The organism is Vibrio sp. 14N.309.X.WAT.E.F5, from assembly GCF_030397615.1.
Classification (GTDB): Bacteria; Pseudomonadota; Gammaproteobacteria; order Enterobacterales; family Vibrionaceae; genus Vibrio; species Vibrio lentus.
In genome coordinates this window covers 130921-153654 of the sequence record NZ_JAPNXR010000005.1, presented here as the reverse complement: position 1 = coordinate 153654, position 22734 = coordinate 130921, and the positions used below count along the sequence as shown (strand labels likewise).

Annotated in this window: 17 protein-coding genes; 12 read left to right on the top strand and 5 right to left on the bottom strand. The window is 46.6% G+C overall.

Annotated elements, in window-relative coordinates; genetic code table 11:
- Positions 1 to 4: 4 nt before the first annotated feature.
- A complete protein-coding gene (locus OW495_RS08150; protein ID WP_102513788.1) occupies positions 5 to 1741 on the top strand; it encodes an ABC transporter permease subunit in 1737 nt (578 codons plus the stop codon).
- A 153-nt stretch (positions 1742 to 1894) separates the two neighbouring features.
- On the top strand, positions 1895 to 2137 hold the full coding sequence (locus OW495_RS08145) for a hypothetical protein (RefSeq protein ID WP_102513789.1): 243 nt from the start codon (positions 1895 to 1897) through the stop codon (positions 2135 to 2137).
- A gap of 121 nt (positions 2138 to 2258) precedes the next feature.
- On the opposite strand, the gene OW495_RS08140 is transcribed toward OW495_RS08145, so the two are convergent.
- The 3 genes from OW495_RS08140 to OW495_RS08130 form a co-directional block, all read right to left on the bottom strand.
- Complete coding sequence (locus tag OW495_RS08140) at positions 2259 to 5114, bottom strand: FAD-binding and (Fe-S)-binding domain-containing protein (protein WP_102513790.1); 2856 nt, start codon at positions 5112 to 5114, stop codon at positions 2259 to 2261.
- A 192-nt stretch (positions 5115 to 5306) separates the two neighbouring features.
- Positions 5307 to 6446, bottom strand: a complete 1140-nt coding sequence (gene lldD, locus OW495_RS08135; RefSeq protein WP_010432610.1) for an FMN-dependent L-lactate dehydrogenase LldD — start codon at positions 6444 to 6446, stop codon at positions 5307 to 5309.
- A gap of 297 nt (positions 6447 to 6743) precedes the next feature.
- Complete coding sequence (locus OW495_RS08130) at positions 6744 to 8438, bottom strand: L-lactate permease (RefSeq protein ID WP_102257664.1); 1695 nt, start codon at positions 8436 to 8438, stop codon at positions 6744 to 6746.
- Between the two features lie 247 nt (positions 8439 to 8685).
- Here OW495_RS08130 and OW495_RS08125 point away from each other — a divergent pair, with 247 nt between their 5' ends.
- Together OW495_RS08125 and OW495_RS08120 are read left to right on the top strand one after the other, a co-directional pair.
- On the top strand, positions 8686 to 9603 hold the full coding sequence (locus tag OW495_RS08125) for a LysR family transcriptional regulator (protein ID WP_009846145.1): 918 nt from the start codon (positions 8686 to 8688) through the stop codon (positions 9601 to 9603).
- A gap of 11 nt (positions 9604 to 9614) precedes the next feature.
- Positions 9615 to 11675, top strand: coding sequence for a prolyl oligopeptidase family serine peptidase (locus tag OW495_RS08120; protein ID WP_102513791.1), 2061 nt, complete (start codon positions 9615 to 9617; stop codon positions 11673 to 11675).
- Here OW495_RS08120 and OW495_RS08115 read toward each other — a convergent pair.
- Positions 11672 to 11995, bottom strand: coding sequence for a hypothetical protein (locus tag OW495_RS08115; protein ID WP_065111787.1), 324 nt, complete (start codon positions 11993 to 11995; stop codon positions 11672 to 11674). The genes OW495_RS08120 and OW495_RS08115 overlap by 4 nt on opposite strands.
- Positions 11996 to 12048: 53 nt before the next feature.
- On the opposite strand from OW495_RS08115, the gene OW495_RS08110 reads away from it, so the two are divergent.
- Together OW495_RS08110 and OW495_RS08105 are read left to right on the top strand one after the other, a co-directional pair.
- Positions 12049 to 13389, top strand: a complete 1341-nt coding sequence (locus OW495_RS08110) for a carbohydrate porin (protein WP_065111788.1) — start codon at positions 12049 to 12051, stop codon at positions 13387 to 13389.
- A gap of 198 nt (positions 13390 to 13587) precedes the next feature.
- Positions 13588 to 15606 (top strand): methyl-accepting chemotaxis protein, encoded by a 2019-nt coding sequence (locus tag OW495_RS08105; RefSeq protein ID WP_102513792.1) that lies wholly within the window; start codon positions 13588 to 13590, stop codon positions 15604 to 15606.
- On the opposite strand, the gene OW495_RS08100 is transcribed toward OW495_RS08105, so the two are convergent.
- Complete coding sequence (locus tag OW495_RS08100) at positions 15603 to 15986, bottom strand: hypothetical protein (protein WP_289885946.1); 384 nt, start codon at positions 15984 to 15986, stop codon at positions 15603 to 15605. The two genes, OW495_RS08105 and OW495_RS08100, sit on opposite strands and share 4 nt — an antisense overlap.
- A gap of 62 nt (positions 15987 to 16048) precedes the next feature.
- On the opposite strand from OW495_RS08100, the gene OW495_RS08095 reads away from it, so the two are divergent.
- The 6 genes from OW495_RS08095 (at position 16049) to ugpC (ending at position 22728) form a co-directional block, all read left to right on the top strand.
- Positions 16049 to 17056, top strand: a complete 1008-nt coding sequence (locus OW495_RS08095) for a LacI family DNA-binding transcriptional regulator (RefSeq protein ID WP_012601182.1) — start codon at positions 16049 to 16051, stop codon at positions 17054 to 17056.
- 18 nt (positions 17057 to 17074) lie between these two features.
- Positions 17075 to 18322 (top strand): extracellular solute-binding protein, encoded by a 1248-nt coding sequence (locus OW495_RS08090; protein WP_009846151.1) that lies wholly within the window; start codon positions 17075 to 17077, stop codon positions 18320 to 18322.
- Between the two features lie 66 nt (positions 18323 to 18388).
- Positions 18389 to 19375 carry a sugar ABC transporter permease gene (locus tag OW495_RS08085; protein WP_009846152.1) on the top strand — a complete coding sequence of 329 codons (987 nt, stop codon included), beginning with the start codon at positions 18389 to 18391 and terminating at the stop codon, positions 19373 to 19375.
- A 1-nt stretch (position 19376) separates the two neighbouring features.
- A complete protein-coding gene (locus OW495_RS08080; protein ID WP_009846153.1) occupies positions 19377 to 20270 on the top strand; it encodes a carbohydrate ABC transporter permease in 894 nt (297 codons plus the stop codon).
- A 17-nt stretch (positions 20271 to 20287) separates the two neighbouring features.
- On the top strand, positions 20288 to 21637 hold the full coding sequence (locus tag OW495_RS08075; protein ID WP_102513794.1) for a GH1 family beta-glucosidase: 1350 nt from the start codon (positions 20288 to 20290) through the stop codon (positions 21635 to 21637).
- Positions 21637 to 22728: a sn-glycerol-3-phosphate ABC transporter ATP-binding protein UgpC gene (gene ugpC / locus OW495_RS08070; RefSeq protein WP_009846155.1), complete on the top strand. Its 1092-nt coding sequence runs from the start codon at positions 21637 to 21639 to the stop codon at positions 22726 to 22728. The genes OW495_RS08075 and ugpC overlap by 1 nt, the downstream gene beginning before the upstream one ends.
- Positions 22729 to 22734 lie beyond the last annotated feature (6 nt).

Genomic DNA, 22734 nt, shown 5'->3' with positions numbered 1-22734 from the left:
ATAGATGCTATCTGCTGAGACTCTGCGTCGAACCTTATTTCTCTTGACGCCTTGGTTATCAAGAATCGCCTCACTGATTGTGGTGGTGATTCTTGTTGGCTTGATGCCTGACATTGCAGGCATCGACCCAAGCCAATCTATTTTGCGAGCTAGGGCGGGGCAACAACATTTGCTTACGCCTGAAGCTTTAGCTGCGGTGAGAGCTGATCTTCAGCTTGACCGTTCGGCAAGCGAACGCCTGATCGACTGGATAGGAAGTGCCTTTTCGGGTGACTTAGGGAAATCATGGATTGATGGTTCTTCGGTTGCACTAGGCATTCAAAAGACAGCGTCGACGTCTCTGTTTCTGATGTCGAGTGCACTTGTGATGACTTTCGTACTGTGCGGTGCAGGCTTGCTTGCCACCTTGCGTAGCTGGAAGAAGGGCAAACTGGGGCAGAGTTACAGCAGTTTAAGCACCGTATTAATATCCTTGCCAGAGTACGTGGTGGCCTCGGTATTAATACTGGTGTTCTCTATCTGGTTAGGTTGGCTGCCGCCGTATGGTTGGCAAGGTTGGCAAGACATCTGGCTACCGAGTTTAGCGCTCGCATTGCCCGCCAGTGGCCTATTTAGTCGTCTACTCAGAGACAGTTTACAACGCGTTCTCAATGAACCTTGGGTGATCACTTGGCTCAGTGCCAACGTTCACTCCAATCAAATTATTCGCTTTGCTCTGAAAAGAGCATTGAGCAGCCTGATCCCACAAATCGCGATGATCGTTATTGGCTTAACGGGTGGTGCGGTCGCGGTTGAGCTTATCTTCTCGATTCCGGGTATCGGGCGCATGATTCTAGGCGCAGCTAAGGCGCAAGATTTACCAATGCTGCAAGGCGGCCTGTTGGTATTGCTGCTGTTTTCAATTGCCGTGAGCAGCATGAGCTTGTTTGTTCAGCAGTTGATTCTGGGTCACAGCCTGAAAAGCGGTAAGCTCATTAGTAGCCACTCTTCGTTTCGCTTTACGCAAAGCCGCACCAAGCGTGCTGTTGCCTTTTCAATATTCTCATTCCTAATTGCTATTGTGGTTTGGGCGGCATTTCGTGACCCATACACCAGTCAGTTTGCTCGCTTAGCGGCCCCTAGTTGGCAAGCGCCTTTGGGTGGGGATGGCATTGGCCGAGACTTACTGGCGAGAATCGGCTCGGGTATGGTCTCGACCTTCCAAGCGGGTATCTTGGCAACGTTTTTGAGCTTGGTGACGGGCATCATCATGGGCTTCAATACCCGCTTTAGCCAAGGCCTTATCGAGATCACTAAGGGCATTCCTTACATCATTGCAGGTCTGTTGGTTGCGGGCTTAACGGGGATGAATCCTAACAGTGCATTAATCGCGATTGTATTGGTATCTTGGGCGCCATTAGCAGCGCATTGCTCAAGTTTAATCGTGGAAGCAAAGGCTCAGCCTTATACGCATCTCGCGCCATTGTGGGGCACCAGCAAGCTTAGGATCTTCCGCTTCTATCTGATTCCTTATGTGATGCCGCCATTGCTAAGACACGCGTTGTTGAGGCTGCCAGTGATTACATTGAGCCTGACCTCACTTAGCTTCATCGGCTTGGGAGCTAAGCCTCCTGCACCTGAATGGGGTTTGATGATTGCTGAGAACTTGCCCTACATTGAACGCGCGCCAATCGCTGTCATGGGGCCAATTGTTGGTCTGATTCTGTTAGGTTCTGCAATTAACATGATGTTTGATGATTAACCAAAAGAGTCGGTTGCTGAGGTTTCTAAATTGACGATTCGATTGGGTATTCGATTTAGCATTAATGTTGTAACCTTGAGCCCTGCTTTGTAGAGAAGCTTTTTGAGCGGCTCAAAAGCTAAACCGACCCTAGTTAAGCGTTAAGGATTCAACATGTATCTTGTTTTGTATTGCCACAATATTGGTATGACCGATTTTTCATTCTTTGAAACAGAAGATTTTGACAAAGAAGAGGGCTATATCGTGCGAGGTAAGTGGCCGAATGAGAAAGCGTTTCGTGATTACTTAACCAAAGAGTTTGGTGACATGAATGAATTCAAAGTGATCGACTTGATCGCCAAAGGCGCAGAAGCAGAACATTACTTACCAGAAGAGTTGATGCGCCTAGGTCAGTAGCCGTTAGCTCAGCAATATCTAGCTCGGTAATACGTTTTAAATCGAATAAAGGAATGGCAGCCTGATTAGGCTGCCATTTTCGTTTTAAGTTAGAGCAAATTGTTCTGTACTAAGAGTGAAGCTACTGAGCAACCTCGTCCACCAAGTACAAGATTGACTGATACGGAATGCCACTGTGATGTGACAAACCGATCTCACAGGTTCGGCTGTTGCTGAATCCACGAGTACAGTTGCTCGGCACTTGTTCTTTGAGTGGGTGTACCGCCGCTTCATTCAGCTCTGGAGTGGTAAAACCTTTGTCACCCGCCCAGCCACAACATTGAATATGCTCAGGAACAATCACCTCTTCGGTACAGGCTTTAGCAAGGTTTAACATTGCGCCTTCCAAACCCATTCGGCGAGAGCTACACGTCACATGCAGCATCACGGTTTCTTGCAGCGGCTCAAGTGTCAGGTGCTCAAGCAGGTATTGATTCACAAATCCTGTCGGCTCTAATACCTCTAACGGTTTGGTGAACTGTTCAATACTGCGTTTAGCACATGGGCTGGTATCCATTAAGACTGGGTATTCACCCTGACAACTCGCTTGCCACAACACTTCTTCGAGTTGTTGTGCTTTAGATTGGGCTAAATCGGTCATCCCTTTGCTGTCGTAAGGCATGCCACAACATTGGTCGTCTAGCTTCTTCGGAAGAATAACCTCAAATCCGGCTTTGTTAAGCAAAGACATGGTCACTTCAGTTAGAGGACGTTGATCGCCCGCATCGCTTTGTTGTCCCATAGTTCGACTCGCACACGAAGGCAGGTAAACCACCTTCTTATGATTGCTTGAGTTTTCTGCCGTCGCTGGTGATGAGACTAGCGAGTGACTGTTGGATTGCGGCATCTCCGGCATCCAAACGGGCGTCGCACCTTTAGTCATTGAGCGCAGGCCGTTGGTTAGCTTGCCGACTGTATTTGCGCCTAATACTTTACTCGCCACTTGGTTGGTTTTGAGGCCAGCCTTAGTTAGTTTAGTGGTGGTCGAGAAATGATCCGCTGTCCACTTAGCGATTGGCGTAAATTTCTCGTACTTGGCAATACGAAGCTTCTTAATCAAATCACCGGTGTTGATTCCCACTGGGCAACGCTCGGCACACAGGCCTGTCGCCGCGCAGGTATCAATGCCTTGGTATTCAAAGGTTTTCTCTAGTTCGCTTGCTTCTATTTCCTCACCTGCAGCACGGCGGCGTTGTAGTTCTCGGTACAGAACAATGCGTTGGCGTGGTGATAGAGTCAGCGTACGAGACGGACAAACAGGCTCACAGAAGCCACACTCAATACAGCGGTCGACAAGGTCATCGGCAGCAGGCATTGGCTTCAAATTTGTGATGTGTGAATTTGGATTGTCGTTAATAATAACGCCGGGGTTGAGCAGTCTTTCTGGATCAAACAAGGCTTTGATTTGTTGCATCAAGGCGTAGCCATCTTTGCCCCATTCCAACTCCACATAAGGCGCCATGTTGCGACCAGTACCATGCTCTGCTTTCAGAGAACCTTGGTATTTCACCGCAACCAGTTCGGCAACGTCATCCATGAAACCGCCGTAGCGATCGATTTCTGTTTGGCTGTCAAAACCTTGAGTAAACACAAAGTGCAGGTTGCCTTCGAGGGCGTGACCAAAAATAATCGCTTCGCTGTAGTCGTATTTATCGAACAGCTCTTGCAGCTCTCGAATACCATTAGCAAGGTTTTCGACAGGGAAAGCCACGTCTTCAATGATAACTGTCGTACCGACTTCACGCACTGCGCCAACTGCAGGGAACATGCCTTTTCGGATGCCCCATAGGGTTGCGACTGTCTTTGGATCGGAAGTGAAAGGCACCGATTCAACAATCGTGTATTCAGTCAATGCGTCCAAAATTGATTTACATTGTAAATCTAAGTCCATCTGGGAGCTGGCGTGTGATTCAACCAAAATCGCTGCCGCTTCTAAATCTAAGCTCGGCATAAACGCAGGCATACCCGCTTTATCCGCCACTGAACGCAGCGCTCTGCCATCCATCAATTCGACGGCAGCAACGGGTGTTTTTGATAGCGTAGTCACGGCTTTACTGGCTTGTTCGATGTCGGAAAACACCAACAGAGCGGAGGCTTTGTTCGGGTGTTCGATAACCGTGTTGTAGGTAATCTCAGCGATGAAGCCTAGTGTGCCTTCTGAGCCAATCATCAAGTGTTTGATGATCTCAATTGGATCGTGGTAATCAACCAAAGCATTCAGAGCGTAGCCAGTGGTGTTTTTGAGGCGGTATTTGTGGCGGATTCTGTCTGCAAGTTCTTGGTTTGACGCTGTCTGTTGATGTAATTCAACAATGCCTTCAAACAGTTCTTTGTGCGATTGCTTGAATGCCTCAACACTTGCGTTGTCAGCCGTATCAAGCAGGGAGCCATCACTCAATACGATTTTCATGCTCTCAACGGTGCGATACGAGTTTTGCGCAGTACCACAACACATGCCACTGGCGTTGTTCGCCGCAATACCACCGATTTTACAGGTATTGATGGAGGCTGGGTCTGGGCCGATTTTACGTTGGAAAGGGGCAAGATATTTGTTGGCATCAGCGCCAATCACACCCGGTTGAAGGATGATCTGATTGCCGTTATCTACGATTTCGTGGCCACGCCAGTCATCGGTCAGTGTGATGAGTACCGAGTCTGAAACGGCTTGTCCTGAAAGGCTGGTGCCCGCAGCGCGAAAGGTAAAATGAATGCCGAGTTCGCGACAGCTTTGAATGGTGAATATCACTTCGTCTAAGTTTTTAAGCCTTAGAACCATTTTCGGCACCAAGCGATAAAAACTCGCATCGGTGCCGTAGGCCAATCGCTTTGCCTCTTGAGTAACAATGCGTTCTGTTTCTATTTTTTGAGCGAGTATCGCTTCAAGCTGCTGATAAGCTTGTCCGTCTATTACTCGCTCATGGGATGTGGTTGTCTCCATCTTTGCTTCCTTGTGCTTCTTATTTGGCACTGATTTGTTTTTATATTATTTTCCAGTGCTTAAACGGTGTCACAACGGCAGTGTAATTGCTGTGACACCGATTGAACTTCAGTCTAAGTAGACTAAAGCATTACTCTGAACCTGAACCTGAATCTGAACCTGAATCTGAACCTAAATCAGAATCGTGGCCGCTTAATCTAGCCCTACCAAAGATTCACGAGTTAAGTCTTTGATTGTCTTGGCGCCAGTTAGAGTCATCGCCACGCGCATCTCTTTGTCGTAAAGGTCGAGTAGGTTCTCAACACCTGCTTGTCCTTGCGCTGCTAACGCGTAGACGAAAGAGCGACCAAGCAAGGTGCAGTCTGCGCCCATCGCCATCATACGAACCACATCTAAGCCAGTACGAATACCAGAGTCGACCAGAATCTTGGTATCGCCTTTTACCGCGTCTGCAATCGCAGGAAGTGCTTTAGCACTTGATAGAACACCATCAAGCTGACGACCACCGTGGTTTGAAACTACGATACCGTCTGCGCCAAATCTCACGGCGTCTTTTGCATCTTCTTCATCAAGAATGCCTTTGATGACCATCGGACCGTCCCAGAAATCACGGATCCACTCTAGGTCTTTCCATGAAATCGACGGGTCGAAGTTGTCACCCAACCAACCGATGTAGTCTTCCAGTTTGGTTGGAGAACCGCGGTAAGTAGAGATATTGCCAAGATCGTGTGGCTTGCCTAGTAGGCCAACATCAACAGCCCAACTAGGATGACGCATAGATTGAAATACACGACGAATTGCTGCATTTGGACCACTCATTCCTGAGTGCATGTCACGATAGCGAGCGCCAGGTACAGGCATATCTACTGTGAAAACCAGAGTAGTTACGCCTGCCGCTTTGGCCCGTTCCAATACGTTCTTCATGAAGCCACGATCTTTTAGCACGTAAAGTTGGAACCACATTGGGCGTTCAATCTTAGGTGCGACTTCTTCAATCGGGCATACCGACACTGTCGACATCGTAAAAGGGATGCCTTTATTGTCTGCGGCTTTTGCCGCTTGTACTTCGCCACGTCGTGCGTACATGCCTGTTAGACCAACGGGTGCTAAGGCAATCGGCATCGCCAGTTTTTCGCCAAACAGTTCAGTTTCCAAATTCAGGTCTGACATGTCATTGAGGACACGCTGCTTGAGCGCGATCTCTGCAAGATCGGCCGTGTTGCGGCGTAGGGTATGTTCTCCGTAAGAACCGCCGTCAATGTAGTGGAAAAGAAACGGTGGTAATTTCGCTTTTGCTGCGGCGCGGTAATCAGTCGATGCGGATATGATCATAATTTCAGTCCTAAATTCTTGGGATGTTGCCCTTCTATGAGAGCTTGGCTTGGGCTGCTTTAATTCTTGAAAAAGTAAGTGTTTGTTCTTTCTTAACAGTGAAGCGATTAACTAGTTAGGCAATTAATCGGTGAAGCAAATAAACAGTGAAACAGTTAAGCAATAAAATGGCGTTAATACCCGAGGGTGTTGATGTGTTCTAGTATCCATTCCGAAACTCATCAACTGTCTTATTAGACGGTGTTGCAGTCGGGGAATTGAGTATTAACGCCAAGTGCTTTTGTAACGACTTAAGGTTTACATAAGTGCGTCTGTCATTTTGAAGCCGTAGATAACCACTAGGCCGATGATTCCTGTCATCACCAAGTAGTAGAACGTTGGGATGATTGTCTTACGTAGTGTTGCGCCTTCGCGTCCTAACAAGCCTACGGTCGCCGATGCGGCTACCACGTTGTGAATCGCAATCATATTACCTGCTGCAGCACCAACGGCTTGCAGAGCAACAACCACAGCACTAGAGATAGACAGAGTTTGTGCTACTTCGAATTGGAACTGGCTGAACATCATGTTTGAAACGGTGTTCGAACCTGCAATGAAGGCACCTAAGGCACCAACCGTGGCACTTAACGCTGGGAATGCGCCGCCGACTAGGTCAGCTGCAAAGTTGGCAGTGGTTACTGGCATACTTGCTAAATCAGCGCCGTTCACGCCAGAGTTAATGAAGATACGAACCATTGGGATGGTGAACACCAACACAAAGCCTGCGCCAATCAGAGTCTTGCTCGATTCACCGAAGGCTTTAGCCAGTGGTGTTGCGCTGCGTGATTGCATTAGAACAGCAACCAGTGCGACGAAGACCAAGATACCGCCAGGTAGATACAGAGGTTGAATCGCTGTGCTTACGCCTGTCTCGCCAAGGATGTTGCTGAAAGAAAGGCTAACGCTCTTAAGCAGGCCTTTGAACTCAGGGCTCACACGGCTAGCAACTAGAGTGACAGCGAGCAGCACGTAAGGTGCCCACGCCATCGCCATGCTCATTTTTTTATGGCTTTGGTTGTTGTCATCAAGGTCGATCTTCAAAGAACCTAGCCATTCTGCTGGCCACTTGTCTTCGCTCTCAAAATCCCATTTTGATTTAGGGACTAGGAAGCCACGTTTTGCTGCTGTTACAACAATAGCAAGGCCAACCAAACCACCAATCAGTGATGGGAACTCAGCACCGAGGAAAACACCTGTTAGTGCGTAAGGAATGGTGAAAGCGGCACCTGCGAACAGTGCGAATGGCAGGATATCAAGACCTTCAGTCCAGCTTTTGTTCTTACCGAAGAAGCGAGTCAGCATCATCGCCATCAATACAGGAATCATCACACCAACGCAGGCGTGGATGATTGCAACACTTGATGTGATCTGTTGTAGGTAAGCATCCCATGTTGAACCATTGGCAATCAGGCTTTCACCGATGTTGTGCGTATCCAAACCTTTGTTTACGCCAACGATGATAGGTGTACCAACCGCGCCAAACGATACCGGCGTAGATTGAATCATCATGCCCATCAGTACCGCAGCTAACGCTGGGAAGCCAATTGCAACCAATAACGGAGCGGCGATTGCAGCGGGTGTGCCGAAGCCAGACGCACCTTCAATGAATGAACCAAAACACCAAGCAATGATGATCGCTTGTACACGACGGTCTGCTGATATGTCAGTAAATCCGTTGCGGATGGTGGTGATAGCTCCGGTGTGTTTCAAAGTGTTTAATAAGAAGATGGCGCCAAACACAATCCAGAGAACCGACACGGTAATGCCGAAGCCTTGGAATACTGAAGCCAGCACGCGAGTGCTAGACATATCCCATGCGAATAGGGCGATAGCAACGGTTAATGCAAATGCCACGGGCATCGCTTTTTTTGCAGGCCAGTTCAGGCCAACCAGCAGAATCGCTGCAACAACTATTGGCGAAAAGGCCAATAAAGCTAGTAGAGTTTCACTCATGGGTACTTCCTCGTACTTGTTTTCAAACGTTCATGTTTGAAGTGAATAACACGTCATTAGTTTTGTAGGTGTAATCTGAATCTCATGGATTCAATTGTTGTAATTAGAGTCGCTTTATTTGTAACCGATGTGATTGCAAAAGCTGTTTTTGTAATTGTTTTGTTAATTTGGCGTGAATTTACCCCTTTATTTTTTATTGATATAGGGAAATAATGAAAATAATTAATTCCAAAATTGGCATAATCAAATGCGAGCAGACGATTTGATCCTGTTTTCACAGGTAGTAGAGCTGGGTAGTTTTAGTAAGGTGGCAGAACAAAATAACCTTACAAATTCGGTAGTTAGTAAGAGAATTGCGCGTTTGGAAGAAGAGATTGGCGTGCAGCTATTATATCGAACCACGCGTAAATTGACCCTGACCGAGGCGGGTAAGGCAATGTTACACGGAGCCAAAAATGTGAAGCAGGCGGCTCAAGAGGCTATGGACGCAGTTTCAGGCTTTGGTGAAAATGTCAGTGGTCATATCAAAATGTCAGTGCCTACTATCTCCGGAGATTTGATTCTCGCAGACGCTGTTGCCGAGTTTTGTAATATGCACCCAGGTTTAACGGTCGATATGTCTCTTAACAATCGATTTGTTGATTTGGTTGAGGATGGTCTCGACTTGGTCATTAGAACCGGTTACTTGGAAGACTCCAGCTTAATTGCCCGTCATATATTGGATTCACAATGGGTGGTATGTGCCTCGCCATCTTATATCGCTAAGAACGGTAAGCCGATGCAGCCCAAGGATTTGGTTGAGCACAATTGCTTGCAATACGCTTATCAAACGACAGGTGCCAGTGAGTGGCAGTTTTTACACAGTAAGGATGGCTGTACCGACAACGACAAATACATCGTGCGCGTCTCTGGCTCTTTCTCTACCGATAACGCGACGGCATTAAGAAAAGCCGCTTTGGGCGGTCATGGTGTTGCGTACGTGCCACGTTGTCTGGTGTATCACGATATTCGCAACGGCCAGCTGGTGGACATATTCCCTGATTTAGTCGGCAAGAAGCTGGGTATTTATGCGGTGTACCCGTTCACTCGCCAGCCACCGAACAAGATTAAGTTATTGATTGAACACATCAGAACGCGTTATCTGACGATTTCACATTATTTTTAATAAGGATCACGATGAGCTATTTAAAAGAGTATCAATATCCAGTCACCAACAAACAGATCGTCAGCGATGACTATTTTGGCCAAATAATCGAAGACCCTTATCGCTGGTTAGAAGATGATCGAAGTGACGAAACCGCGCAGTGGGTAGCGAGCCAGAATGAAGTCACGTTTGATTACCTTGCTCAAATCCCGTATCGCGCAGAACTGCGAGAGCGATTAGCGAAAGCGCAAGACTACAAAAAGAGCTCACAGCCGTTTGTGCGAGGTGATTACACCTATTTCTATAAGAATGATGGCTTGCAGAATCACAGTATTCTTTATCGTCAGAAAGAAGGTCAGTCGATTGAAGTATTCCTAGATCCGAATACCTTCTCGGAAGATGGCACCACATCACTGGGTTCGGTGTCGTTTTCTAAAGACTACAGCCTAGTGGCGTACAGCATTTCAGAGGGCGGAAGCGACTGGCGTAAGATCTTTGTTATTGATACCGAGACTAAGCAGCAGCTTGAAGCCGAAATCACAGACGCTAAATTTACCGGCATATCTTGGTTGGGTAATCGTGGCTTTTATTACTCTAGCTACGACAAGCCCGACGGCAGCCAGCTTTCTGCACGTACCGAACAGCACAAACTTTACTTCCATGAGTTGGGTACCGAACAAGCTAGCGACAAAGTGATTTTTGGTGAAGATAGCGCTGAACAACACCGTTATGTGTCGGGTTACACCACCGAAGATGACCGTTACTTGATCATTCTAGGGCGAGAGTCGACATCGGGTAACAGGCTGTTCTATATCGATTTAAACTCACCAGAACAAAAGCTGAATACGCTGATTGATCATGTGGATAGCGACACTTATCTCATCGATAACCAAGATGAGACCTTCATTTTATACACCAATCTTGATGCGCCTAATGGCAAGGTGGTGAGCTTTGATACTCGCAATCAACAGTGGTTCGATATCATCCCTGAAAAGCCACAGCCATTGGATATCAGCACGGGTGGTGGCTACTTGTTTGCCCACTACATGGTGGATGTGGTGTCTAAGATTGAGCAGTTGGATTACCAAGGTAACCTAGTTCGTGAAATTCATTTGCCTGGGCTGGGAACGGCCAGTGGCTTGGGTGGAAAAAACGAGCAAACTCAGCTTTATTACACCTTTACCAACTATGTAACGCCGCCAACGATTTTCTTTTTTGATGTTGAATCTGGAAGCTCTGAAATCTACCAACGTTCTGAGTCTCCGTTTGAGTCGGATCAATTTGAGTCTAAACAAGTCTTCTATACCTCGAAGGATGGCACCAAGGTTCCGATGCTTATCTCTTATAAGAAGGGATTAGTGTTAGATGGCAATAATCCAACCATGTTGTACGCCTATGGTGGCTTTAACGTTAGCCTAACGCCTTATTTCTCGGGCACGGTTGGCAGTTGGCTAGAACTGGGTGGCGTATATGCGGTGCCAAACCTGCGTGGTGGTGGCGAGTATGGTAAGGCGTGGCACAAAGCGGGTACACAACAACAAAAGCAGAACGTCTTTGATGACTTCATTGCCGCTGCCGAGTTCTTAATCGCAGAAAACTACACCAGTAGCGATAAGTTGGCGATTCGCGGCGGTTCTAACGGAGGCTTGCTGGTCGGCGCTTGTATGACACAAAGGCCAGAGCTGTTCCAAGTGGCCCTGCCTGCGGTTGGTGTGTTAGACATGTTGCGTTACCACACTTTCACGTCTGGCGAAGGGTGGGCGTACGACTACGGTACATCCGCGCAAAATAAAGAGATGTTCGAATATCTGCTTGGCTATTCTCCGGTTCATAATGTGGTGCGTGGCACGGACTACCCAGCAACATTGGTTACCACCGCGGATCACGATGACCGCGTGGTACCGGCTCACTCTTATAAGTTCATCTCAGAGCTGCAAGATAAGCATGAAGGCGGTGCGCCCGTGATGATTCGTATCGATGTTAATGCGGGCCATGGTGCTGGAATGCCGCTGAGTAAAGCTATCGATCTCACTGCTGATATCTACGCATTTACCCTGTTCAATATGGGAATAGAGTCCCTAGATTCAATCTAGAAAATACTTAATTTTAGATAACTGGGTATTTGACTCAGTCCGAAAAGCCTCAAAATCTGCCTTAGATTTTGAGGCGTTTCATATATATGAAAATCAATCAAATTCACATCCAATTCTCTTTGTTTTTCTACACCCTTTTCCGTGATAGCCGCCACCATTACTGATGAAATGAAAGCGATTTCAAGCTGAAATATCACGCATATTTGCTCATAACTTATTGATCTAAATGTAGTAGTTTTCCCCGTGAATTTTCTAAAAGTTTCATGACATTTAAGCTGATTTATCAGTGTGAACAGCGACCAACTTTTCAACTCTTTCATTGCTTAATATTTCCCTGTTCGATGAAAACTCAAAAAAATAATAGGGAATTACAATGCAAAAATTTAAGCTTTTGCCAATAACGGTCGCAGTGGCGGCTTCGCTTGCTTCACTCTCTTCTTTTGCTGCAGAAACGGATCTTGCTGCTCTAGAACAACGAATCCTAGAGTTAGAATCTCAAGTTGGGGATATCAAATATGTTGATGACCAACAACAAGCGGTTCTAACGGCTGAAACAAATGTGCCAGATGGCATTGTCTTCTCTGGTTACGCTCGTTACGGCGCTCACTACAAGAGCGGTGATGAACGTTACGTAGACATCGGTACAACAGGTCGTTCTGTCGGTCGTTTAGGTAACGAAGCTAATGGTGGCGAGGTTCAGCTAGCTAAGCTATTTGAAGCTGACAATGGCGCTATCTGGGACATCGTATTCATGGCTGACCACTGGGAAGCTGACGCTTGGGCTGACGACGGCGGCTTGAGCATGAAAAAAATGTACGCTGGTGTAACCAATGTATTTGAAAGCCAACCAGAACTTTACATGTGGGCTGGTCGCGACTTCCATCAACGTCCGCAACAAGGTTTGAACGATTACTTCTGGATGACACACGATGGTCAAGGCGCTGGTTTTAACAACTTAGATTTCGGCGGCGCGAAGCTAGATATGGGCTTTGTAGGTCAAGTGAAAGGTGGCCTAGTGAATGACAACGGCCGATACGCGGTGACTGCGAAACTACACAGTATCAACGCTGGTATCGGTAACCTAGATCTTTACGCAAACTACGGCTTTGCTTCTGATGAAGCTGATACTTCTACTACGACTGAGTATGTATATAACCCTCTTACAGACAAAATGGAACCAGTGGTAACACCGGGTCAAAAAGTCAGTGATGAAACGGCATACCTAGTAGGTGCTACTTTAGGACTAGGCGAGTCTAACAAGTTAGTTATGAAGTACGGTGACGGTGCAGATTCATCGGTATTTGAACTTAAAGGTGACTACCAAACTTTCTACGCAAGTTTAGAAGGTAACTACGCAGCATCGGATAAATTCATCATTGATTATCTAGTGTCGTACAAAGACAACTCTGGTGCAGACTTAGCTCGCGATAACACTGAGTATGCGGGTATCGTTCGTCCACAGTACCAATGGGATGACGTTCATTCTACTTGGTTAGAAGCGGGCTACGGCATGGTTGATTACGATGACGACGGTGAAGAGAACGCGTGGAAAGTAACCTTGTCTCAAAACGTTTCTCTAGGTGGCTTACCTTGGAGCCGTCCAATGCTTCGCTTCTACACAACCGTGGGTGATGTAGAAACGAAAGGCAACACAGTGAAGACAACCAATGTTGATACATTGTCGTTTGGCGCAATGTTTGAAGCTTGGTGGTAATCAACAGATAGAAAGAGCAACGCTTTGAATTAGGCATATTTTCAAAGCGTTCATGTTGAAATAGCCATACGTTACAAATAGTAAGTACATACTGTCCATTTTAGCCCTAAAGGCAGATTGATTAGGGCACGTTAAATAACTCCATTCTTGGGCACATTTTATGTGCCCTTTTTTTCGCCACTAGATCAAGGAATAACGATGAGACTTTCTTCCATTGTGTCTCGAGTTTATTTAGGTTTCTTCACGCTGATCGTGATCATGCTGGGTAGCGCATGGTTGAGTATTAGCAGCAATAAGAACATAACCTCACACATCGAAACCATCACTCAACAAGCCACCCCTTTAATGCTCCAATCCTCCACGCTTACCATCCGTTTTTTGGATATTAACCGAAGCTCCATTCCTTATTTATCAGCGGATTATGTTGATGAGTTAGAGCCACTCAAACAAGTCGTTGTAAACAACATCGAGCAATATCAGCAGCAATTGAATTGGTTTGAAGGCAAGAGCACGGCAGGGTCGTCTCTTGAATCCATACTCCAGAATATTGATGAAACGGGCGTTGCTACCATCGATAAGATAGACCAGACCTTAAACTTATACGTTTCTTATTTGGATACGAAAGACCTCGGTTCGATGGAGCAGGCACAATTTCAATCGGTAGTGGGTCAACTTAATAATACCTTGGTGAATCAACTGGCGAGCGCGAGCTCAGATGCAACGCAAAAAGCAGTAGAAGCATTACTGGTTCAATTGAGCTTGATTGCGGCAGAAGCCAATGAGGCTTTTTCACTGCAAACGTCATCGGAAGTTCGTGGAGTAGAGCGACGCCTACAAAGTCGTCACGAGCGATTTAAAGAGGCTGTTGCCAATTTGGAGGCGCAGGATCCGGCTTTAGTACGACGGAGCAAGCAGTCTTTGTCACTGCTTGCTTCCCATGCCTTTTCAGCGCAAGGCTCAGTGTCTACGCACATGGAAACCGTTAAGTTGCATGAGTCGATAGCTGAACAAAGAGTTGAGGTTGAACAGATGATTGATGTGCAGCTAGGGTACTTCGACGAACTTTCTACGTACGCCGAACACACCGCAACAAACCTGTATCAAGAGTCGATGGAATCATCCAGCCAAGCCCTTTTGATGCAGGTAATTATTTCGACTGCATCGGTTCTGATTGCGCTTTTGATAGGCGTTAATATCGCAAAAGGCATCCGTAAGCCAAGTAAGTTGGTACAAGGTGCGTTAGACCAAGTCGCCAACAAAGACCTAAGTTCTCAGGTTCAATATCAAGCCAATAATGAATTCGGTTTAGTGAGCGACAAGGTCAATTTGGTGATCAGCCACTTAACACACGTGATTGAAAACATGCACCAATCATCGCTGCATTTAAAAGAAGCGTCTCTAGATAATCAAAGTACCAGTGGTTCATTGCGTGAGGCGATGTTAGACCAAACCAATCAAACCGTAATGGTGGCAACTGCGATGGAACAGATCGAATGTTCCGTGACTGAAATAACTCAAGCGGCCAACCAAACACTGACACTGGTGACATCGGCTGTCACCAGTTCAAGCACAGGGCAACAAACCATGGGCAAGAATGTTGACCTAATGGGCGTTTTGGAAAGTAAGTTGGCAGAATCAACAAGCACAATCGACAAACTTGAGAAAGAGAGTGCCAGCATTGGTTCTATTCTTGATGTGATCTCCGGTATTTCAGAGCAAACTAACTTGTTGGCATTGAACGCAGCCATTGAAGCCGCTCGTGCTGGCGAGCAAGGTCGAGGGTTCTCTGTGGTCGCCGACGAAGTGAGAGTGTTAGCCGCAAAAACCAATGCATCAACACAAGAGATTCACCATAAAATTGAACGGCTTCAAAACAGCTCTAAATTGGCTGTTGAACAAATCAATCAGTGCGTTGCAGATATGGCGCAATGTGTTGAACAAACGGGTGAAGTGAATCAATCCATATCGACCGTGTATGGTTTGCTCAATGAAGTCGAACAAAGAAGCCATCAGATCGCAACGGCGACCACAGAGCATCAAATTGTTGCGTCTCAAGTGACGCAAAGCATCAGCCAGATACATGAATTGGCAGAAGAAAACTCCCAACGTTCACAGGTCCTCTTTTCCCACGGTCAGCAATTAGAAATCATGTCGCAACAGCAATTCTCACTGACTCAAGAGTTTAAGTTACCGAAGCCATATGAAAATAAGGATTAGACATCTATCTGAGTCTTAATGATTCCATGCCCAGCTTTTTGCTGGGCATTTTTGTGTCGGGTCAACGAAGCATTAATGTGAGTGCTCATGAGATGAAATGTTCTCATACAATTTCGAAAGGCCATTGAAATAACAAGGCCACTTTCCCCGTGTATATTGCCTTCAGCGGCGGATTCATCAACAAATGACGCTTTCAAAAAATGGATTTTGGCGTACTTGTTTGATCTGACGAGCAAGTAATCGAACGTCATCTTGATAATATGAACAATAATCTCATGAAATAGTTTCATGGCGTGAAGCGAATCTGTAAGCGCTTTCATGATTTCCACAACTGGCCTTTTCACCTCCAACTTTAGTGTGATGACACTCACTTCAACCAAGACGCCTTTCTTTAATAATCGTTTTGTAAGCGGTTACAAGCTAATGAAGTATCGAGGTTCGAGTGGCGACAATTAAACACGTATCAGAACATGCAGGTGTGTCTCAGGCGACAGTGTCTAGAGTTATTAATGGCACTAGCAGAGTCAGTCATGACAAGAAATTAAAGGTTGAAAAAGCGATCAAAGAATTGGGTTATCGCCCGAACTCTATCGCTCAAGCTTTGGCATCAAGTCGTACCGGTAGTGTGGGCGTTGTTGTTCCAGAACTTGGCGGTTCTTTCTATTCAGGCATCTTGCATTGCATAGAAGAAAACCTACGCCGCTTTGGTTACCACGCTGTCGTTACAGCGGGTTCGAACACCGAACAAGGGCAGCGCGAGTCTGTGGAGTTTCTGCTGGGGCGTCGTGTTGATGCTTTGATTCTTCATACTCAATTGCTCAGTGATGATTATTTAATTGAATTGGAAGAACAGGGGACCCCTGTGGTTTTAATTAACCGCTTCATCCCAGAAATGGCGATGAGTTGCATTGATATTGATAACGAAGTCGGGGGGCTACTCGCTACTCAATATCTTTTGCAAAAGGGACATACAGATATCGCGTGTATTACCGGGCCTTTAGATAAAGCAGACGCTAGGGGGCGTTTGCAGGGGTATCGAAAGGCCTTGGAAGAAGCGGGTGTGCCATACGATGAAGCCTTAGTCTCGGAAGCGGGCTTTACTGAAGAGACGGGCATCAGTGCTATGAAGAAGCTGATGAATCGTAAGTGTCATTTCACCGCAGTATTTGCTTCGAATGATCACATGGCATTTGGCGCCTTTGAGGTGCTGCATCAAGAGGGGCTGTCAGTTCCGAAAGATGTATCACTGGTGGGCTTCGATAACACCATCTTCGCGCGCTATCTGACCCCTAGTTTGACCACCATTAATTTCCCAATTGAAGAGATGAGCATTGAAGCTGTGCAGCTCACTCTGCAAAAGCTAAAGAAAATAAAACATGACGTGAACTTTAAATTGCTGCCGACGTTGGTCACTAGAAACTCGGTATCGGATTTACCAGTTACCCTATAAAAATATTAAGGATAGAACATGAAATTTAAGACCTTAGCGCTTTCATGCGCGGTTGCTTTAGGATTAGGTACAACAGCTGCAAATGCAGCAGACAAAGAAATTCGTTTCGACGGTTTCCCTGATTTCGATAGCAGCCTGAAGGTATTACTGCCTGATTTCGAAAAGGAAACGGGTATCAAAGTTGATTACCTTATGAACAACCACGGTGACCACCACACGAAACTGACAACGAACCTTGCAACGGGTTCTGGTGCGGGTGATGTGATTGTTGTGGACGTTGAGAAAATTGGTCCATTCGTGGGTTCTGGCGGCCTAGTTAACTTGTCTGAAAACTACGGTGCAGATAAGTACGAAGAACGATTCGCACCTTACGCATGGGCACAGGGCAAAGGCGCTGATGGCGATATGTACGGAATCCCTGTCGACCTTGGTCCTGGCGTTATGTACTACCGCACTGACGTATTCGAAAAAGCAGGCATTAATGTAGAAGACGCAATCAAAGATTGGGACTCATACATCGCTGCTGGTGAAAAACTGAAAGAGCAAAACGTACAACTTATCGCTTCGGCAGCCGACGTGGCACAAGCGATTATCTTTACGACGGTTCCTGAAGGTGAAGGTCTGTACTTCGATAAAGATGGCAACCCAGTCGTGACATCAGAGCGTTTTGTTCACGCTTTTGAAGTAGCAAAAGAGATTCGCGACAAAGGCTTAGACGGTCGCATTCTGGCTTGGTCTAACGAATGGTACGAAGGCTTCCGCAACGGCACATTTGCAACTCAACTTTCTGGCGCTTGGCTTCTTGGTCACCTAAACAACTGGATTGCTCCTGAAACTAAAGGTAAGTGGGCAGTAGAAAACCTACCTGATGGTATCTACGGCAGCTGGGGCGGTTCATTCCTATCTATCCCAACTCAATCAGAAAACCCAGATGAAGCTTGGGCGCTTATTGAATACATGACGACGGATCGTGAAGTACAGCTTAAACACTTCGAAACGATTGCTGCTTTCCCTGCGAACATCACCACGTATGACGATGAGCTTTTCCAAGAAGAGATGGAATTCCTAGGTGGGCAAAAAGCTCGTCTACTGTTTGCTGAAGTGGCACAGAACATCAAACCAGTCTCTCCAGCACAAGGCGACCACGTTGCACGTTCTATTATCTTAGAGAACGCATTGATGGAAGTACTTGATGAAGGCAAAGACATCAAGACTGCGCTTAAAGAGGCAGAGCGTCTAATCAAGCGTCGCACGCGTAATCTTTAATTTGTTTTTACTTTAAGTAAGTGAGGAAGCGTGGATAACGCGCTTCCTTTTTAAGAGGTCGTTACTATGAATCATACAGCGAGCACAACGATAGAACCTGCGGACAAAAGCCTTTTTTCTCGTCTAAATTTGAAAGCGCTTACACCGTATGGATTTCTTCTGCCGTTTCTGATCATTTTTTCTGTATTTGGGATCTTCCCGCTGTTGTTCTCTGTTTACCTGTCGTTCCACGAGTGGAACCCAGTAAGAGGCATGGATGCGATGGAGTTCGTTGGTTTTGAGAACTATCACATTGCTTTAACGGACCCATGGCTATGGCGTTCATTGAAGAACACGCTTTGGCTAGCAATCACTTCAGGCGTGGCTCAGCACTTAGTCGCTATTCCAGTGGCTTACATGTTGGTTTCAATGGGTGACCGTATGCGTCACTGGCTAACATCGGCGTACTTTCTACCGTTCATTACATCAACGGTCGCAGCGTCACTGATTTTTTTCAATATGTACTCTCCTAACTCAGGAATTATTAACCAAACGCTGATGGCTCTGGCCGATAGCACGCTGTTTGGTTGGGCATTCGCTTGGGTTAACGATTTTCAACCAATCCGTTGGTTAGACGATGCCACTATGGTGAAGCCGTCTATTGCAATCATGGTTTTCTGGAAATACACCGGTTTTAACATCGTCCTTTACACCACGGGTTTAATGACGATTCCTAAAGACATCTTAGAAGCTGCACGTATGGATGGTGCCAATGCCTTCCGCCGCTTCTGGAACATTTCACTACCAATGATTCGTCCATTCATCTTCTTTGCTATCACGATGACCATCATCGGTAACCTGCAAATGTTTGAAGAACCGTTCGTACTAACACGTGGTACAGGTGGTACTGGCCAATCTGGTTTAACTATCTCGATGTACCTCTACAAAGTGGGTTGGGAATGGCTAGAAATGGGTACAGCATCTGCTATCTCGTGGTTACTGTTTGCACTCATCGCGACTTGTACATTGGTTCAATTTTTACTCTTCGGTAAGAAAGGCTTAGGGGAACATTAAGATGTCGACATCAATTAAGACAAATACCTCACCACTAAGTGGACTGATACCAAGCGAACGCAGCATGTTCATTCTGACTAAGATCTTGATGGTCATGCTAGGTATCTTACTGGTTGTTTCAGCGCTAATTACAGTCTTTCCATTTGTATGGTCGGCACTGCTATCAACGCGTGACCGTTCTGAGATTTTCGGTACGGGCATTAGCTTTGCGATTGGCGATAGCCTGGCGATTAACTACGCCAAACTGCTTGAAATCATGCCGTTTTGGAAAGCGATGTTTAACTCGATTTACGTGGCTTTCTTAGGCACCACCATCTCGCTGCTGTTTTGTAGCATGGGTGGCTACGCGTTTGCTGTGTTTAAGTTCCGCGGTAAGAACGTGTTGTTCGGTATGCTGGTTGGCTCAATGGCAATTCCGCCTGTGCTTAGCTTGATCCCTTACTTCATGATCGTGAAATTCTTAGGCTTGTTGGATAACCACATGGCGGTATGGCTACCGTTCACCACCACACCATTTGGTATCTTCTTGATGCGTCAGCACGTGATTGCATCGATTCCAAAAGAGCTACTTGAAGCAGCGAAATTGGATGGTGCTGGCGAGTTCAGAACGTACTGGAGTGTGGTACTGCCACTGATGAAGCCTGCACTCGCAACATTGGCTATCGTGCAGTTCGTTTTCTTCTGGAACATGTTCATGCAGCCTCTCGTGGTACTAAACAACCCAGATAACTATGTTATTACGCAAGCACTTCGAAGTGTTCAAGGTATTCCGAATACGCCATGGGGCGCGGTAATGCTAGGTACCACAATTTCTATTTTACCGCTCGTGATTACTTACTTGTTCGCATCGAAACAGATGATCAGTGGTTTAACGTCCGGCGCAGTCAAAGGTTAGGTTTAAGGGTTATAACAATGAATAAATATCAACTTCCAAGTGATTCAAAGTTACGCAGTAAGGAATTTGTATTCGGTGTCGCGACATCTTCATACCAAATTGAAGGCGGCGTTGAAGAGGGCGGTCGTACACCGTCTATCTGGGACACTTTCTGTAAGACGCCGGGCAAGGTCGATAACGGCGACAATGGTGATGTGGCGTGTGACCACTACCACTTATGGCAACAAGATATCGAGATGATTCAAGGCTTAGGCGTTGATGCTTACCGTCTCTCTATTGCATGGCCGCGCATCCTGCCACAAGACGGTGTCGTGAACCAGCAAGGTCTAGAGTTTTACGGTCAGATCATCGATGAGTGTCATGCTCGTGGCATGAAGGTGTATGTGACGCTGTATCACTGGGATCTTCCGCAATACCTTGAAGATAAAGGCGGCTGGCTAAACCGAGAAACGTCTTACAAATTCGCAGAATACGCAGAAGTGGTGAGTAAGTACTTTGGCGATAACATTGACGTGTACACCACGCTCAATGAACCGTTTGTGTCTGCATTCCTAGGCTACCGTTGGGGCGAACACGCACCAGGTATCAAGGGCGAAAAAGAGGGCTACCTAGCATCTCACCACCTAATGCTGGCACACGGTTTGGCTATGCCGATCCTTCGTAACAATGCGCCTCATGCTAAGCATGGTGTGGTATTCAACGCGACGCCTGCTTACCCGCTGACGCCACAAGACCAAGCGGCAGCAGACTACTGCGAAGCCGAGAACTACCACTGGTTCATCGATCCAGTATTAAAAGGCGAGTACCCACAATTGGTGGTAGAACGCCAAGCGATGAACATGCCGATGATCCTTGAAGGTGATTTAGACATCATCAGCGCACCGGTCGATTACATCGGTATCAACTACTACACACGCAATGTCGCTCGGTTCAACGAGAACGGCGATATTGAATCGGTGAAGCAAATAGATGCTGAACACACTTACATTGGCTGGGAAATTAACCCACAAGGTTTAACCGATTTATTGGTAAGACTGGATGCTCGTTACGAAAACATGCCGCCTATCTACATCACAGAGAACGGTGCTGCAGGCAACGACGAGCGTGTTAACGGACAAGTGATGGATGACCAACGTGTTCGTTATTTCCAAGGTCACATCGAAGCGGTTCACAACGCGGTTGAAGCGGGTGTGAAAGTCGACGGTTACTTCGCTTGGAGCCTGATGGATAACTTTGAGTGGGCATTCGGCTACTGCCAGCGTTTCGGCATTGTCCATGTTGACTACACCACCCAAGAAAGAACATTGAAACAGAGCGCAATTGCGTACCGAAATATGCTGCTAGAGCGCGCTGAGGAGAACAGATAATGGCTAAAGTAGAATTTAAGAACATCAAAAAATCATTCGGTGATGTTGAAGTCGTCAAAGAGTTTGATTTTACGGTTGAAGACGGTGAGTTCGTGGTTTTCCTTGGCCCATCTGGCTGTGGTAAATCGACAACGCTACGCATGCTTGCTGGCCTTGAAAGCATCAGTTCTGGTGACATCGTGGTTGGCGGCAAGCTGATGAATAAAGTCGACGCGAAAGACCGTGACTTGGCGATGGTATTCCAAAGCTACGCTCTGTACCCACATATGACGGTGTACGAGAACATCGCCTTTGCGCTAAAACTGAAGGGCATGCCAAAAGCAGAAATCGACGTAGAAGTGCTAAAAGCAGCGAAAATGCTAGAGCTTGACCCGCTACTGAACCGTAAGCCAAAAGAGCTTTCTGGTGGCCAACGTCAACGTGTGGCAATGGGCCGTGCGATGGTTCGTACGCCTAAGGTTTTCTTGTTTGATGAGCCGTTATCCAACCTAGATGCAAAACTTCGTGGCGTGATGCGTGAAGAGATCAAACACCTACACCGCGAGCTTAAAACCACTACGATCTACGTAACCCACGATCAGATCGAAGCGATGACACTGGCGGATCGCATCGTGATCCTGAAAGACGGTTATGTTGCTCAAGTTGGTACACCAACCGAGGTGTTCCAGCGTCCTGCAAACAAGTTTGTCGCGCAATTCATTGGTAACCCGTCAATGAACATGTTGGAAGCAAAACTGATTGAAAAAGAAGGCGAGTACTTCGTCGAAATTGGCGATGTTCATATCCCACTGCCTGAGCGCTTTAAGTCTCTGGCATCTAAAAACCTAGCGCTGCATTTTGGTGTTCGTCCAACAGACATTCACCTACGTGCCGAGCAAGTTGATCACGACCGCGTGCTGCCATTCCCTGTGAAAATCAAAGACAAGGAATTACTGGGCGCAAGCATTCTTCTGAAAACAGAAATTGGCGGTCAACCGCTGATGGTTGAAACCCAAGCGGCTGAAGTGGATGTAAAAGATCTGACGCTTTACTTGGATTTGGATGCATTCCACTTGTTCGATGCTCTAAGTGAGAACTCGCTAGCGAGCTAGCTAGTC

Bases quoted from the DNA above. Each gene is read 5' to 3' on its own strand.
- OW495_RS08145 (WP_102513789.1), top strand. From the start codon at position 1,895: ATGTATCTTGTTTTGTATTGCCACAATATTGGTATGACCGATTTTTCA.
- OW495_RS08140 (WP_102513790.1), bottom strand. From the start codon at position 5,114: ATGGAGACAACCACATCCCATGAGCGAGTAATAGACGGACAAGCTTAT.
- OW495_RS08110 (WP_065111788.1), top strand. From the start codon at position 12,049: ATGCAAAAATTTAAGCTTTTGCCAATAACGGTCGCAGTGGCGGCTTCG.
- OW495_RS08115 (WP_065111787.1), bottom strand. From the start codon at position 11,995: ATGAAAGAGTTGAAAAGTTGGTCGCTGTTCACACTGATAAATCAGCTT.
- OW495_RS08085 (WP_009846152.1), top strand. From the start codon at position 18,389: ATGAATCATACAGCGAGCACAACGATAGAACCTGCGGACAAAAGCCTT.
- OW495_RS08075 (WP_102513794.1), top strand. From the start codon at position 20,288: ATGAATAAATATCAACTTCCAAGTGATTCAAAGTTACGCAGTAAGGAA.
- OW495_RS08130 (WP_102257664.1), bottom strand. From the start codon at position 8,438: ATGAGTGAAACTCTACTAGCTTTATTGGCCTTTTCGCCAATAGTTGTT.
- ugpC (WP_009846155.1), top strand. From the start codon at position 21,637: ATGGCTAAAGTAGAATTTAAGAACATCAAAAAATCATTCGGTGATGTT.
- OW495_RS08090 (WP_009846151.1), top strand. From the start codon at position 17,075: ATGAAATTTAAGACCTTAGCGCTTTCATGCGCGGTTGCTTTAGGATTA.
- OW495_RS08105 (WP_102513792.1), top strand. From the start codon at position 13,588: ATGAGACTTTCTTCCATTGTGTCTCGAGTTTATTTAGGTTTCTTCACG.
- OW495_RS08125 (WP_009846145.1), top strand. From the start codon at position 8,686: ATGCGAGCAGACGATTTGATCCTGTTTTCACAGGTAGTAGAGCTGGGT.
- lldD (WP_010432610.1), bottom strand. From the start codon at position 6,446: ATGATCATATCCGCATCGACTGATTACCGCGCCGCAGCAAAAGCGAAA.
- OW495_RS08150 (WP_102513788.1), top strand. From the start codon at position 5: ATGCTATCTGCTGAGACTCTGCGTCGAACCTTATTTCTCTTGACGCCT.
- OW495_RS08080 (WP_009846153.1), top strand. From the start codon at position 19,377: ATGTCGACATCAATTAAGACAAATACCTCACCACTAAGTGGACTGATA.
- OW495_RS08120 (WP_102513791.1), top strand. From the start codon at position 9,615: ATGAGCTATTTAAAAGAGTATCAATATCCAGTCACCAACAAACAGATC.